15 protein-coding genes are annotated in these 14,318 nt (G+C 53.1%); 8 read left to right on the plus strand and 7 right to left on the minus strand.

Annotated elements, in window-relative coordinates; genetic code table 11:
• Nucleotides 1-164: 164 nt before the first annotated feature.
• Together ACSZO4_RS20870 and ACSZO4_RS20875 are read right to left on the minus strand one after the other, a co-directional pair.
• On the minus strand, nt 165-467 hold the full coding sequence (locus ACSZO4_RS20870) for a DUF1161 domain-containing protein (protein ID WP_437890996.1): 303 nt from the start codon (nt 465-467) through the stop codon (nt 165-167).
• A 99-nt stretch (nt 468-566) separates the two neighbouring features.
• Nucleotides 567-1,472, minus strand: coding sequence for a LysR substrate-binding domain-containing protein (locus ACSZO4_RS20875; protein WP_437890997.1), 906 nt, complete (start codon nt 1,470-1,472; stop codon nt 567-569).
• A 112-nt stretch (nt 1,473-1,584) separates the two neighbouring features.
• Here ACSZO4_RS20875 and ACSZO4_RS20880 point away from each other — a divergent pair, with 112 nt between their 5' ends.
• Nucleotides 1,585-2,226: a LysE family translocator gene (locus ACSZO4_RS20880; protein ID WP_437890998.1), complete on the plus strand. Its 642-nt coding sequence runs from the start codon at nt 1,585-1,587 to the stop codon at nt 2,224-2,226.
• A 90-nt stretch (nt 2,227-2,316) separates the two neighbouring features.
• Nucleotides 2,317-3,015, plus strand: coding sequence for a YnfC family lipoprotein (locus ACSZO4_RS20885; RefSeq protein WP_437891010.1), 699 nt, complete (start codon nt 2,317-2,319; stop codon nt 3,013-3,015).
• 17 nt (nt 3,016-3,032) lie between these two features.
• On the opposite strand, the gene speG is transcribed toward ACSZO4_RS20885, so the two are convergent.
• Nucleotides 3,033-3,593: a spermidine N1-acetyltransferase gene (gene speG / locus ACSZO4_RS20890; protein ID WP_437890999.1), complete on the minus strand. Its 561-nt coding sequence runs from the start codon at nt 3,591-3,593 to the stop codon at nt 3,033-3,035.
• Between the two features lie 65 nt (nt 3,594-3,658).
• Entirely contained in the window at nt 3,659-4,000 is a 342-nt protein-coding gene (locus ACSZO4_RS20895) for a DUF1283 family protein (protein WP_437891000.1), read from the minus strand.
• Nucleotides 4,001-4,146: 146 nt separating this feature from the next.
• On the opposite strand from ACSZO4_RS20895, the gene ACSZO4_RS20900 reads away from it, so the two are divergent.
• The 5 genes from ACSZO4_RS20900 (at nt 4,147) to ACSZO4_RS20920 (ending at nt 9,911) form a co-directional block, all read left to right on the plus strand.
• Nucleotides 4,147-4,476 carry a YnfA family protein gene (locus tag ACSZO4_RS20900; protein WP_437891001.1) on the plus strand — a complete coding sequence of 110 codons (330 nt, stop codon included), beginning with the start codon at nt 4,147-4,149 and terminating at the stop codon, nt 4,474-4,476.
• Between the two features lie 110 nt (nt 4,477-4,586).
• Nucleotides 4,587-5,801 (plus strand): D-mannonate dehydratase ManD, encoded by a 1,215-nt coding sequence (manD, locus tag ACSZO4_RS20905; protein ID WP_437891002.1) that lies wholly within the window; start codon nt 4,587-4,589, stop codon nt 5,799-5,801.
• Between the two features lie 17 nt (nt 5,802-5,818).
• On the plus strand, nt 5,819-6,835 hold the full coding sequence (locus tag ACSZO4_RS20910; protein WP_437891003.1) for a Zn-dependent oxidoreductase: 1,017 nt from the start codon (nt 5,819-5,821) through the stop codon (nt 6,833-6,835).
• A 57-nt stretch (nt 6,836-6,892) separates the two neighbouring features.
• Complete coding sequence (locus tag ACSZO4_RS20915) at nt 6,893-8,269, plus strand: MFS transporter (protein WP_437891004.1); 1,377 nt, start codon at nt 6,893-6,895, stop codon at nt 8,267-8,269.
• A gap of 178 nt (nt 8,270-8,447) precedes the next feature.
• Nucleotides 8,448-9,911 carry a mannitol dehydrogenase family protein gene (locus ACSZO4_RS20920; protein WP_437891005.1) on the plus strand — a complete coding sequence of 488 codons (1,464 nt, stop codon included), beginning with the start codon at nt 8,448-8,450 and terminating at the stop codon, nt 9,909-9,911.
• A 35-nt stretch (nt 9,912-9,946) separates the two neighbouring features.
• Here the strand turns inward: ACSZO4_RS20920 and ydfZ are convergent, their stop codons facing one another.
• The 3 genes from ydfZ to ydfG all read right to left on the minus strand — a co-directional run bounded on the left by ydfZ (nt 9,947) and on the right by ydfG (nt 11,847).
• Entirely contained in the window at nt 9,947-10,150 is a 204-nt protein-coding gene (gene ydfZ, locus ACSZO4_RS20925) for a putative selenium delivery protein YdfZ (protein ID WP_437891006.1), read from the minus strand.
• A 171-nt stretch (nt 10,151-10,321) separates the two neighbouring features.
• Entirely contained in the window at nt 10,322-11,008 is a 687-nt protein-coding gene (locus tag ACSZO4_RS20930; protein ID WP_437891007.1) for a GntR family transcriptional regulator, read from the minus strand.
• Between the two features lie 89 nt (nt 11,009-11,097).
• A complete protein-coding gene (gene ydfG / locus ACSZO4_RS20935; protein WP_437891008.1) occupies nt 11,098-11,847 on the minus strand; it encodes a bifunctional NADP-dependent 3-hydroxy acid dehydrogenase/3-hydroxypropionate dehydrogenase YdfG in 750 nt (249 codons plus the stop codon).
• A gap of 181 nt (nt 11,848-12,028) precedes the next feature.
• Between ydfG and dcp the strand changes: the two genes are divergently transcribed.
• Complete coding sequence (gene dcp, locus ACSZO4_RS20940) at nt 12,029-14,074, plus strand: peptidyl-dipeptidase Dcp (protein ID WP_437891009.1); 2,046 nt, start codon at nt 12,029-12,031, stop codon at nt 14,072-14,074.
• Nucleotides 14,075-14,318 lie beyond the last annotated feature (244 nt).

Below are 14,318 nucleotides of genomic sequence, written 5' to 3' on the forward strand. Positions count from 1 at the left end.
GGGCGGCTCATGGTTTGTCGGCGCCTTTGAGGCGCTCACCCTAAAGCCTCCGGCTCTGCCGGAGGATACTTACTATGCTCAGATGCTACTTAAGGAGGAGGTGGTAAATATTAATGAGGATCAATAAGAAGGCTGATCCCCATTATTTTTACAAGGTGTTTAAATTATTGTGATGAAGATTCCACGTTGGCGGGCGACGATATTTCCGCAGCCTGAGAATGACCGCTGCCAGAACGGGAATATAAAATTTTCCAGTCATCATTTGCGCAATGGCCAACAACCTGAGCCTCAGAGGGACTATTCTGATCGTTGGGTTCGATGGTGAGCGTAAAATCAGACTCTGCCACGCCATTGTTGATAATCTTTTGTTGTATATCGCTTTTTACCCGTTCACATGAATCGGGCGCGGCGAAGACTGAGGCAGAAAATAGCAGCAGCAAGGGGCCAGAACAGAATACATATCGCATAGTAAACTCCTTATTTCGTGTCGATGTCAAAAGCGTAGCAGGTGATATGTAAGGCTGGGGTAAATCTCAGACTAATTGAAACTGAGAACTATTTTACCTTTATTTCGTTGTGTATTTATTTATATAACGAGGTCTGTTCAAAAGCAAAAACTGGGCGAATTTATCGATATTATTCTGCCGTCCTGAATCACCGGGCCAGACCAGATAATAGCTTTCGCCGGTTTTTATCGCCTGCGGGAAAGGCATAGCCAGCAGGCCTTGCTCCAGCGCGCTCTGGCTGAGTAGCAGATCGCCGACCGTGACGCCATGCCCGCCGATGGCGGCCATCATCCCTTGTTCCAGGGTATCGAATATTTTACCCCCGGCAAGACTGAGTTCTGGGTACAACGCGGAACCCGCCAGCCAGCGACGCCAGTCGCGTCTGTCCCTTGAGGGATGAATCAATTCACAGGCCTGCAGACTGTCTCTTGCCCTGGCAAGCAGGGCGGGCGCGCACATCGGCACCAGCCATTCGTCAAAAAGAAGCAGGCTGCGGGTGGCAGAACCGAACTGGCCGTTGCCAAGCAGAATGGCGCAATCGAAAGGCTCGCGGGCAAAATCCACGCTATCGATATCCATCCAGATACTGGAGATCTCAACCTGTGGCGTACTGTACTGCTCGCGAAACAGGACCATGGCGTCAAGCAGCCAGCGCATGGTCAGCGTGGAAGGGGCTTTGACCCGCAACTGATGATGATGGCTGCGCAACTGCTGGCATGCGGCCTCCAGTTGCAAAAATCCCTGCTGCAATCCGCCCGCCAGCATATTGCCCGCGTCTGTCAGGCTGACTTTTGGGCCATTGCGGGCAAACAGCTGGCAGTCAAAATGCTCTTCTAAGGTGCGAATATGGCGACTGACCGCCCCAGGCGTTACGTTGAGTATAATGGCGGCTTGGCTAAAGGAGTTATACTGAGCTGCAATGCTAAAGGCGCGTAATGCATAAAGATGGGAGGTAGATTGAGTCATTCGATTAAAACCTGTATTGAGTTTTACTCATCATTAAAGGCAGTTTAACTCGTTTTTAAAACCCGAATGAATTTTTCATACTCTGCGCACAATCAATGTGGCGGAGAGTCTGATGCCTGAGCTGAACATCGCGCTGTTAAGCGCCTATCTGATTTCAATCCTGACCTTACTTTTAACCCCCGGGCCGGTGGTGATGCTGGTGACGGGCACGGCGGCGGTAGCGGGTTACCGCAAGGCTTTTATGACCACCTTCGGCACCAATCTGGCTTCACTGGTGTTGATTGCCGTTGCCGTGCTGATGCTCAGCGGCGTGGTTGCGCTGGATGGCGGATATCTGTCGCTGCTCGGGATTGCCGGTTCGTTATTTATTGGCTGGGGGGCGCTGCGTACCCTGGCCGATCTGCGGCGAAACAGAGTGAGCGGCAGGAAGGGACAACCGTTGATGGTGGGCGGTTTTGCTCGTGGTTTTATTACCGGGGTGGCGAATCCAAAAGATATTCTGTTTTTTGTCTCATTTTTCCCGCAGTTTATCGGGATAAGCGATCGTTTTTCAATCAGTGTCGTGACACTGTCACTGGTGTGGATCCTGTGCGATTTTGCGGTGATGGCAGGCTATATCATTGCGGTAAAACGTTTTCTGCCCGTCGCGCAGAGTGACCGCTTTAGCGCAGGCGCGGCGCTGGTTTTACTGGTGATTGCCGCCTGCGGCATTGTCTGGAACTGGGCCGGGGTAAAAGCATTTATCCTCGGATGAAATGAAATTGTCATTGCCAGAAGGATTAGATGATTTGCTAATATAGGCGGAACGCATTGTGAAACCCAGGTGAACCTATTGAATAAAAAGATGATACTCATCGCGCTGGCCGTCCTGCTGACCGCATGTGATGACACCAAAGGCCCGGTCTCTTTTACGCCGGAGATGGCCAGTTTTTCCAATGAATTTGATTTTGATCCCTTGCGTGGCCCGGTCAAAGATTTCAGCCAGACGCTGCTTAACGAAAAAGGCGAAGTCTCGAAGCGGGTCAGCGGCACCTTGTCGAAAGAGGGCTGTTTCGATTCGCTGGAATTGCATGATGTGGAAAACAACACCGGCGTTGAGCTGGTACTGAACGCCAACTATTATCTGGATGCGGAAACCCAGGAGAAACGTCTGCTTCTTAAGGGAAAATGCCAGCTTGCAGAGTACCCGAGCGCGGGACTGGTCTGGGATACTGACGAGCATGGTTTTATCACGGTGGCGCGGGGAAAAGATGTTGAAGTGAAGTACCGCTACGATGAAGAAGGCTACCCGCTGGGTAAATCCACCACCTCTAAAGAGGCGCATTTGTCGGTGGTTTCCACGCCGTCACGGGATGGGCATAAAAAGCTGGATTACACCGCCGTCAGCGTGCTCAATGACAAGCCGCTGGGCCGGGTGAAACAGACCTGCGATTACGACAGGCACGATAATCCGGTTTCCTGCCAGTTGCTGATTGTTGATGAGAGCGTGACGCCCTCTGTCGAACGCAACTACAGCATCAAAAATACCATCGAGTATTACTGATACGCCGACCCGCCGCGTTACTGCGCGGTGGGTTTTAACAGGCTGCTGCCAGCGGATTTATGCCCGGCCAGCCAGGCGTGCTGGAAGATGCACATCCTGATGGTGGTGCGGTACTCGCCGTTAATAAAGAACTCATCGATTAATTCCCCTTCAACCCTGAAGCCGAGCTTGCGGTAGATATGGATGGCTTTCTCGTTTTCTTTATCGACAATCAGATACAGCTTGTAGAGGTTGAGCACCATAAAACCGTAATCCATCGCCAGTCTGGCGGCCTGCGAGGCCAGCCCTTTACCCTGATACTCAGGCGAAATGATAATTTGAAATTCGGCCCGGCGATGCACGTGATTGATTTCGACCAGTTCAACCAGCCCGGCCTTTGCATTACCGCATTCGATAACAAAACGGCGTTCACTTTGATCATGGATATGCTTGTCGTATAGGTCAGACAGTTCGACAAAGGCTTCGTAAGGTTCTTCAAACCAGTAGCGCATCACGCTGGCGTTATTATCAAGCTGGTGGACAAAACGTAAATCTTCACGCTCGAGCGGACGAAGTTTTACCTGCGGGGTGTCGGTCATAGGAACATCCTGTTGGGTGCTGCGCAGAAGAAGGGCGTCGGATGACGCCCCGGTAATGCAGAAAATTAAGGCGTGATTTGACGGCCAGTGCGGCGGTCAAGGCAGCGTTCGGTGTTTGACTCCCAGTAAGCGTTAACGTTGGCGCTCTTGTGGCAGTTATCCCGCGCATCAAAGGCCACGTCAGTCTTATCCCACTCTTTCTCCGCGCGCTTGTTCACTTTATGGCGCAGGGTGCGGGTGTCATCCCATTGTTCTTTATCCATTGCAGCCTGTTGACGCGACTGTGCGCTGTCGCCGGACTCAATAATGAGCTTATCGGTTTTCGCAGATGCGCTGGCGGTGTACACAATGGCACCCAGCGTCAGCATTGCTGTCAGGCACAGGCGTTTGCTAAGTGTAATGTTCATGTTGATTTCCTTTATAGAGAGTGACGCAACGTCCATGCATCAATTGTACGTGATTGAACCAGTCAGCAGGTAGCTCAAACCTGGTCTCAATGTTAGTGGATTATCCGTTAAGATAGTTCAACCTGTCATGAATGAAAACGAATGAAATGTTAAAAACGTCTCTCCTGTTTTTTGTCACCGCCTTGTGCGAAATCATTGGCTGCTTTTTACCCTGGCTTTGGCTTAAACGTGGCGCCACTCCGTTACTCCTTATTCCGGCAGCCATCGCGCTCGCTCTGTTTGTCTGGCTGTTAACGCTGCATCCTGCAGCCAGTGGACGCGTCTATGCCGCATACGGCGGAGTCTATGTTTGCACCGCGCTGCTATGGCTGCGGGTGGTCGATGGCGTAAAGCTCAGCCTCTATGACTGGTTGGGAGCAGCCATTGCGCTTTGCGGCATTTTAATTATTGTTGCCGGCTGGGGGCGTACCGGCTAAGCCGCTAATTTATGTGACCGGGCGCGGCTTTTTTGATCTTCATACTTGTATGGTAGTAGTGCTGTTGCGTAAATTCTCTGCATCAAGACAAGTGATGCAAGGAAAACCGTATGAAGATCGTAGGGGCCGACGTTTTTGTGACCTGTCCTGGTCGTAATTTTGTCACCATAAAAATCACCACCGACGAAGGCCTGATAGGTCTGGGTGACGCCACGCTGAACGGACGCGAGCTTTCAGTCGCGTCCTATCTCAAAGATCACCTCTGCCCGCAGCTGATTGGGCGTGATGCGCACCGCATCGAAGATATCTGGCAGTTCTTCTATAAAGGCGCTTACTGGCGTCGTGGCCCGGTCACTATGTCAGCCATTTCCGCCATCGACATGGCGGTGTGGGACATCAAAGCCAAAGCGGCCAACATGCCGCTGTACCAGTTATTGGGCGGAGCTTCCCGCGAAGGGGTGATGGTTTACTGCCACACCACCGGCCAAAGTATTGATGATGTACTGGAAGATTACGCCCGTCATAAAGAGATGGGCTTTAAGGCCATTCGCGTTCAGTGTGGCGTGCCGGGCATGAAAACCACCTACGGGATGGCGAAGGGAAAAGGCCTGGCCTACGAGCCAGCAACAAAAGGCCAGTGGCCGGAAGAGCAGCTGTGGTCTACGGAAAAATACCTCGATTTTACGCCAAAGCTGTTTGATGCCGTACGCAGCAAGTTTGGCTTTAACGAACATCTGCTGCACGACATGCATCACCGTCTGACGCCTATCGAAGCCGCGCGTTTTGGCAAGAGTATCGAAGATTATCGTCTGTTCTGGATGGAAGACCCGACGCCGGCAGAGAACCAGGAGTGCTTCCGTCTGATCCGTCAGCATACTGTGACGCCGATTGCGGTGGGAGAAGTCTTCAACAGCATCTGGGACTGCAAGCAGCTTATCGAAGAACAGCTTATCGACTACATCCGCACCACCATTACCCATGCGGGCGGTATCACCGGCATGCGCCGTATTGCCGACTTCGCCTCGCTGTACCAGGTGCGCACGGGATCTCACGGTCCGTCTGATTTGTCACCGATTTGCCATGCTGCCGCGCTGCATTTCGACCTGTGGGTGCCAAACTTTGGCGTGCAGGAATTTATGGGCTACTCAGAGCAAATGCTCGAAGTCTTCCCGAACAGCTGGCGCTTTGATAATGGCTACATGCACCCAGGCGACAAACCGGGTCTGGGCATCGAATTTGACGAAAAACTGGCAGCGAAATATCCATGGGATCCCGCATATCTGCCGGTCGCTCGCCTGGAAGATGGCACCTTGTGGAACTGGTAACAGAGGCGAAGAAGATAATGAAAAGTGTAGTTATTCAGAAACCCGATCAATTAGTTATTGAAGAGCGTGCGTTACCTGAACCCGCAGCAGGAGAAGTGCGAGTAAAGGTGCAGCTTGCCGGGATCTGCGGTTCAGACAGCCATATTTACCGTGGGCACAACCCGTTTGCCAAATATCCCCGTGTGATTGGCCATGAGTTTTACGGTCTGATTGATGCCGTGGGCGAAGGCGTTTCGCCTGACCGTTTAGGGCAGCGGGTCTCCGTTGATCCGGTCATCAGTTGCGGCCACTGCTACCCGTGTTCTATCGGTAAGCCGAATGTCTGTACCTCGCTGGTGGTGCTGGGTGTGCATCGGGACGGTGGTTTTAGCCAGTTTGCGGTGGTTCCGGAGCGTAACGCATTTGTTATTCCGGACGCCATTCCTGATGAAAATGCGGTCATGGTGGAGCCCTTCACCATCGCGGCGAATGTGACCGGTCAGATAAACCCGACGGACAACGATATTGCGCTGATTTATGGCGCAGGCCCGATGGGGCTGGTGACGCTGCAGGCTCTGAAAGGCGTTTATAAAGTGAAGCAGGTCATCGTGGCCGATCGCATTGATGAGCGCCTGGAGATGGCCAGACGCAGCGGCGCGGACTGGGTTATCAATAACAGTGAGCAAAGCCTGCAATCTGCGCTGGAAGAGAAGGGTATCAAGCCGACGATCATTGTTGATGCGGCCTGTCATCCATCGATCCTGCAGGAAGCCATTAGCCTGGCTTCTCCGGCGGCGCGCATCGTGATTATGGGCTTTTCAAGCGATCCCTGTCAGATAGTCCAGCAGGGGATCACCGGTAAAGAGTTGTCCATTTTCTCCTCACGTCTTAACGCCAATAAGTTCCCGGTAGTGATTGACTGGCTGGAGCGCGGACTTATCGATCCGACAAAATTAGTCACGCATAAGTTTGACTATCAACACGTTGTCGACGCAATTGAACTGTTCGAAAAAGATCAGCGTAAATGCTGCAAGGTCTTGCTGACGTTCAATTAATTACAATGAAATATGCGATGAAGCGGTACGCATCTTACTTCTTTTGAGATAGCCATTATGACGCAAGTGAAACCTGAAAGAACGACTTCCGATCTGGTGAAAGCCGCCGTTTCCGGCTGGCTTGGGACGGCGCTGGAATTTATGGACTTCCAGCTCTATTCGTTGGGCGCTGCTTTAGTTTTCCATGAAATCTTCTTCCCTGAACAATCCGCCGCAATGGCGTTGATTCTGGCGATGGGTACCTACGGCGCGGGTTATGTCGCCCGTATCGTGGGGGCCTTTTTCTTTGGCCGTATGGGGGACAGTATCGGGCGTAAGAAGGTACTGTTTATCACCATCACCATGATGGGCATCTGTACCACCCTGATTGGCGTGCTGCCAACCTACGCGCAAATCGGTATTTTCGCACCGGTGCTGCTGGTGACCCTGCGTATTATTCAGGGGCTGGGGGCAGGCGCGGAAATCTCCGGGGCCGGTACTATGCTGGCGGAATACGCGCCGAAAGGGAAACGCGGCATTATCTCTTCGCTGGTGGCGATGGGCACCAACTGCGGAACCCTGAGCGCAACCGCAATCTGGGCCGTGATGTTCTTTGCCCTCGATCGTGAAGAGCTGGTGGCCTGGGGCTGGCGTATCCCGTTCCTTGCAAGCGTGGTGGTGATGATTTTTGCCATCTGGCTGCGTATGAACCTCAAAGAGAGCCCGGTGTTTGAGCAGGTCAGCGAAGGCGAGAGCGCTCCGGCCAAAGCCCAGCCAGAGCAAACCAGCCTGGGGGCAATGTTCACCAGTAAATCCTTCTGGCTGGCAACGGGTCTGCGTTTTGGTCAGGCGGGTAACTCCGGTCTTATTCAGACCTTCCTTGCCGGTTATCTGGTTCAGACGCTGCTGTTTGAAAAACGTATTCCGACCGATGCGCTGATGATTAGCTCCGTAATTGGCTTCCTGACCATTCCGTTCCTCGGCTGGTTGTCGGATAAAATTGGCCGCCGTATCCCGTATATCTGCCTGTGTATCTCGGCTATCGTACTGGCGTACCCAATGCTGTCGATCATCGTCGATAAGAGCTACAGCCCGGGCGTTATCATGCTCTCCATCATCGTTATCCATAACTTTGCGGTACTGGGACTGTTTGCGCTGGAAAACATCACCATGGCAGAGATGTTCGGCTCCCGTAATCGCTTCACCCGAATGGCCATTTCAAAAGAGGCGGGTGGTCTGGTCGCGGTTGGCTTTGGTCCGGTTCTGGCGGGGATCTTTTGTAATATGACCGGCTCCTGGTGGCCAATTGTGGTGATGATGATTTGCTACTCGGTTCTGGGCCTGATTGCAGCGCTGCTGATGCCGGAAGTCTGCGATCGCGACCTGAATCTGGAGGAAGATGCGGCAGAACCACAGCCTGCCGTTCCGAACGCAGCATCACGTACTTTTAGCTAATTTTACCCCCGAAAACTAAGTGAACAGGCAACCCATCATCTTGGGGAAATTACGCAACATTTAGTTACCATTCTAGTTAGTGTAGTCAGCAAAAACTGTCGCAAATCATAGTCTGGCTTGCGGCAGTTTGTAATCTTATGAACCACTGTTTCATTTAATAAATAATATGAGTCACACCATGCAAAATAAACTGTTAACAGCGCAGGCTACGCTGCCTTCTTACGATCGTAGCAAACTGGTTTCCCGTATTGTGCATTTAGGTTTTGGCGCATTTCACCGTGCGCACCAGTCCGTGTACGCTGACATTCTGGTGGCAGAACACGGCAGCGACTGGGGTTATTGCGAAGTCAATCTGATTGGCGGCGAGCAGCAAATCGCCGATCTTAAAGCGCAGGACAACCTTTACACCGTGGCGGAAATGTCAGCCGATGCGTGGACGGCACGGGTGGTGGGTGTGGCGACGCGGGCGTTACATGTCCAGGTTGATGGTCTGGAAACCGTGCTTGCGGCTATGTGCGAACCGCAGGTGGCGATTGTCTCCCTCACCATCACCGAAAAAGGCTATGGTCACTCACCGGCCACCGGGCAACTGAACCCCGAAACGCCGTTTATTGCGGCTGATCTGCAAAACCCGCATCAGCCGAAATCAGCGGCAGGCGTTATCGTTGAAGCCCTGGCTCGCCGTAAAGCCGCTGGCCTTGCGCCTTTCACCGTCATGTCCTGTGACAATATGCCGGAAAACGGCCATGTCACCCGCAACGTGATCTGCGCCTATGCCCGTGCCGTTAACCGCGAACTGGCGGAGTGGATCGAGGCCAATGTGACCTTCCCGTCAACCATGGTTGACCGTATTGTGCCTGCCGTCACCGCCGATACTCTGGATAAAATTGAGCAACTGACCGGCGTACGTGACCCGGCTGGGGTGGCCTGTGAACCTTTCCGTCAGTGGGTGATTGAAGATAATTTTGTGGCCGGGCGTCCGCAGTGGGAAAAAGCCGGGGCGGAACTGGTCGCCGATGTCGTCCCCTTTGAAGAGATGAAGCTGCGTATGCTTAACGGCAGTCACTCTTTCCTTGCTTACCTTGGCTATCTGGCCGGTTATCAGCACATTAATGAGTGCATGGAAGATGACAACTATCGCCGCGCAGCCCATACGCTGATGCTGGCAGAACAGGCGCCAACCCTGAAAGTGAAGGGCGTTGATCTGGCCCACTATGCGGATCTGCTGATTGCCCGCTACAGCAACACGGCTTTGCGTCATCGTACCTGGCAAATCGCCATGGACGGTAGTCAGAAATTGCCGCAGCGGATGCTCGATTCCGTGCGCTGGCATCGGGTGCACAACAGCGAATTTGATCTGCTGGCATTAGGTATTGCGGGCTGGATGCGCTATGTCGGCGGTGTGGACGAACAGGGCCAGCCGATTGAGGTGAGCGATCCTCTGCTGGCGGTGATTCAGCAGGCCGTGAATGGCAGCGAGCAAGGCCCGGCGCGTGTGAAAGCGTTGCTGGGTATCGAAGCGATTTTTGGTTGTGAACTGCCGCAGGATGCGACCTTTGTTGACAAAGTGACGAGTGCTTATCAGGCGCTGCTCACAGCCGGGGCGAAGGCCACGGTTGGGCAGTATATCGCGAAGTACTGAAACATGAATGCCGCCATTCGGCGGCATTCTCACCATTAGTGCAGGCCGAGACGAATAAGTTCAACCGGTTCGAACTGGCCTTCACAACCTTCTACTTCCACCGTTTTGCCGCGACGTAGCTGAGCCGGATTCAGGCCATTAGCATGTATAGCAACAATTTTGCCGGTGCGGCCCGTGCCGTTAATCATGACGCGGGCGCCGGTGGTTATAGCATTACGGTTACGATCGTAAGTCATCATGGTGGTTTCTCCTTTATTTATCCGCAAAACATGCCGGGGCAGAAGATGTCCCCGGAACGGACGCCCTATAAATACGCCTTTACGCAGATGATTTTTTGTTTTTGATCAAGGTCACACTTTTTAACGGGTTAAAACAGCATGACCTTGCAATAAGAGGAGAGATTCAGGAGATCAGTCTTCGCTAAACCAGTCGCGGTTTTCCTGACTGATAAGCTTCACGGAGGCGCTGATTTCCTGTAAATGCCCGGTCATCGCTTTTTCTACCGCATCGGCATCGCGCTGCTCCAGCGCCACGAAAATATCATTATGCTGACGCAGCAGCATTTCTGGCGGCGATACATGATCAAGGCTCATATAACGTACGCGGTCGATGGTGGCCTTGATATTTTCGATGGTGTCCCAGGCGAGCTGGCAGTCGGCAATAAGCGCCAGTTTCTGGTGAAACTCATCGTCAAGCTGGAAGAAATCGTCCAGCTGTTTACGTTCGATGGCAATCCGCTGTTGATTCAGATTCTGTTCGAGCTGGTAACAGTGGCTGTCGGTCACCATACCCGCGGCACGACGGGCAACCGCACACTCAATGGCCTGGCGGACAAAACAACCGTTGCGCACCTGGGCCAGCGAAATTTTATTCACATAGCTGCCGCGCTGAGGACGGATTTGGATCAGTCCGTTTTCGGCGAGCTTAATAAAAGCTTCGCGCACCGGCTGACGGGAGACATCAAAACGTACCGAGACCTCTTTTTCGGAAAGCGGCGTTCCCGGAGGGATCAGGCAATGAACGATATCCTGCCGCAAAATTCGGTAGATTTGCTGGTTAACAGGTTGTGTCGGATTCAGTTGGGTTTCAACGGCCATTCGTGCTTACTTTTTATGAGGTTAACCTTGCTACCATACCACTTATTTAGCGGCGTTCCCATACCCGGCCCGCAGGCCGGGACGGAAAATTAGCCTTCGCGATGTACGCTTAAACCCGCGTACGTCTGACTGACCGGCATCATCTCAAGGGTGTTGATATTGACGTGTTTTGGCAACGTCGCCACCCACCAGACCGCTTCGGTAACATCTTCCGGGGTGAGGGCATTTGTGTTGGCGTAGGTTTTACCTGCTTTATCGTCATCGCCTTTAAAGCGCACATTCGAAAACTCAGTGCCGCCAACCAGACCCGGCTCAAGGTTAGTCACGCGGATCGCCGTCCCGTTAAGGTCAGTGCGCAGGTTCAGGCTGAACTGACGAACAAAGGCTTTGGTTGCGCCGTAGACGTTGCCGCCGGCATAAGGCCAGTTGCCCGCAGTGGAGCCGATATTAATGATATGACCACGATTACGCGCCACCATACCCGGCAGTACGGCGCGGGTCATATACACCAGCCCTTTGTTGTTGGTGTCGATCATCGTTTCCCAGTCGTCGACACTGGCTTTGTGGGCAGGTTCCAGACCCAGCGCCAGCCCGGCGTTGTTGACCAGAACATCAATGTCCTGCCACTGCGCTGGCAGGTTCGCCAGCATCTCTTCAATGGCCGCGCGGTTACGCACATCAACCTGTGCGGTGTAGAGGTTGTCGCCCAGCTCGTCTTTCAGCTCCTGAAGACGCTCCTGGCGGCGACCGGTCGCAATCACCTTATGCCCGTTTTGTAAGAAACGACGGGTAATACTTTCACCAAAACCCGCCGTTGCTCCGGTAACTAAAATAATCATCACACTGTTCCTCAACGCTTTTTATGTTGTATTACCATAGCATGCGCGACAATACAGGGTTAGCCCTGATATGTTGCAGTATTGTATTTGCCGGGTAATTCTATGTTGTGCTTTGTGGGGGCTGGCAAGATTTTTATTTGCGGCCAGACCTGCTGTCATTAATCGTATTCAGGAGTGGAACATGTCGGTAGCAAACCCTTTCTCTGGCATCAGTACGTTGCCGTATCAGGCTCCACCGTTTGATCTTATCGATCAGCAGCACTATCGTCCGGCTTTTGATCAGGCGGTCAGTGAAAAACGCGCTGAGGTTGCGGTGATTGCGCAGAATCCGGATGCCGCAGATTTTGCCAACACCATTCTGGCGCTGGAGCGCAGTGGTGAAATGCTCTCGCGGGTGACCAGCGTCTTTTTTGCCATGACGTCGGCGCACACCAATGACGAACTCCAGCAACTTGATGAGGCGTTTTCTGGCGAACTGGCCCAACTGGCGAATGATATTTATCTCAATGATGCGCTCTTTGCCCGCATTGATGCCGTGTGGCAGGGGCGCGAAACGGCCGGGCTGGATGCGGAATCGCTACGGCTGGTCGAGGTTGTCTGGCAGAGATTTATGCTGGCGGGCGCAACCCTGAGCGCTGAGGACAAACAGGCGCTCAAAGCGCTGAATACGCAAGCCGCCACCCTGACCAGCCAGTTTAATCAGCGCTTGCTGGCGGCGGACAAAGCCGGAGGGCTGGTGGTGGATTACGTTCATCAGCTTGAGGGACTCAGCGACGAGGCCATTGCTGCTGCAGCATCGGCAGCACAGGAAAAGGGCCTGAGTGGGCGCTGGCTGCTTACCTTGCTCAATACCACACAACAACCTTTACTGGCGTCTCTGCGCGACAGGCAAACGCGTGAAAATCTGTTCCGCGCCAGCCGCGATCGCACCTCAAAAGGGGATGAGAACGACACGCGGGAGATTGTGCTGCGTCTGGCCAACCTGCGGGCCAAACAGGCTCAGTTGCTGGGCTTCGCGGATTACGCAAGCTGGAAAATAGCCGATCAGATGGCGGCGACGCCGCAGGCCGCTTTTGACTTTATGCGCGGTATCTCCCTTGCCGCACGTTTCAGAGCCGAACGTGAACTGGCCGATATTCAAAAAGTGATCGACGACCAGCAGGGTGGCTTTGCCGCCCAGGCCTGGGACTGGTCATGGTATGGCGAACAGGTGCGGCTGGCGAAATATGATGTCGACGATGCCCAGCTCACCCCTTATTTTGCGCTGGATAATGTCCTCAATGACGGTGTGTTTTACTCGGCCGCCCAGCTGTTTGGGATCCACCTTGTTGAACGTTTTGATATTCCGGTGTACCACCCGGATGTGCGGGTGTGGGAGATTTTCGACGCCAGCGGCGAGGGAATGGCGCTGTTCTACGGCGATTTCTTTGCCCGTGATTCGAAAAGCGGCGGCGCCTGGATGGGCAATTTCGTTGAGCAATCGACATTACATGCAACCCTGCCGGTGATTTACAACGTCTGCAATTACCAGAAACCGCAGCCAGGCCAGGCGGCGTTACTCTCCTGGGATGATGTCATCACCTTGTTCCATGAGTTCGGCCATACCCTGCACGGGCTGTTTGCCAGCCAGCGCTATGCCAGCCTTTCGGGGACCAACACGCCGCGTGATTTTGTCGAATTCCCGTCGCAAATTAATGAGCACTGGGCCTCTCATCCGCAGGTCTTTACCCGCTATGCCCGCCACTATCAGAGCGGCGAGCCGATGCCGGAAGCCTTAAGAGACAAAATGCTGCGCAGTACTCAGTTCAACAAAGGTTACGACATGACGGAACTGTTGAGTGCCGCTCTGCTGGATATGAACTGGCACAGTCTGGGGGGCGATAAGCAGGTCGATGATGTCGATACCTTTGAATCCGAAGCCATTGCCCGCGAATCTCTGGATCTTCAGGCCGTACCGCCACGCTACCGGAGCAGCTATTTTGCCCATATTTTCGGCGGCGGTTATGCCGCAGGCTATTACGCCTATCTGTGGACGCAAATGCTGGCCGACGACGGCTATCAGTGGTTTGTCGATAACGGCGGTTTGACGCGTGAAAACGGGCAGAAATTCCGTGAAGCGATTTTATCTCGCGGGAACAGTACTGATTTAGCCGAACTTTATCGCCAGTGGCGCGGCCATGACCCGCTTATCGAACCGATGCTGGTCAATCGCGGGTTGAGTGAGTAACAGGCAGACAATAAAACCGGGGTAAGACCCGGTTTTTTTTCAAACACGTTTGAAATCTTCAATTTGAGTTCCGACGGAATATTTTCGTGTCATCTAACTTCGTATATTTCTGTTAATGAACTTACTCAGGACAGGGTATTTTCGATAGCATGGGTTATTTGGTATTTTGTTAAGGAAGGTGCGATTTAATCGGTGGGGTTCAGTGGAGTCCTTATCTGTATTAGCCTTACCTTAGCTGAGCTGT

The sequence above is a fragment of the Phytobacter sp. V91 genome, assembly GCF_965644225.1.
Classification (GTDB): Bacteria; Pseudomonadota; Gammaproteobacteria; order Enterobacterales; family Enterobacteriaceae; genus CBFFRJ01.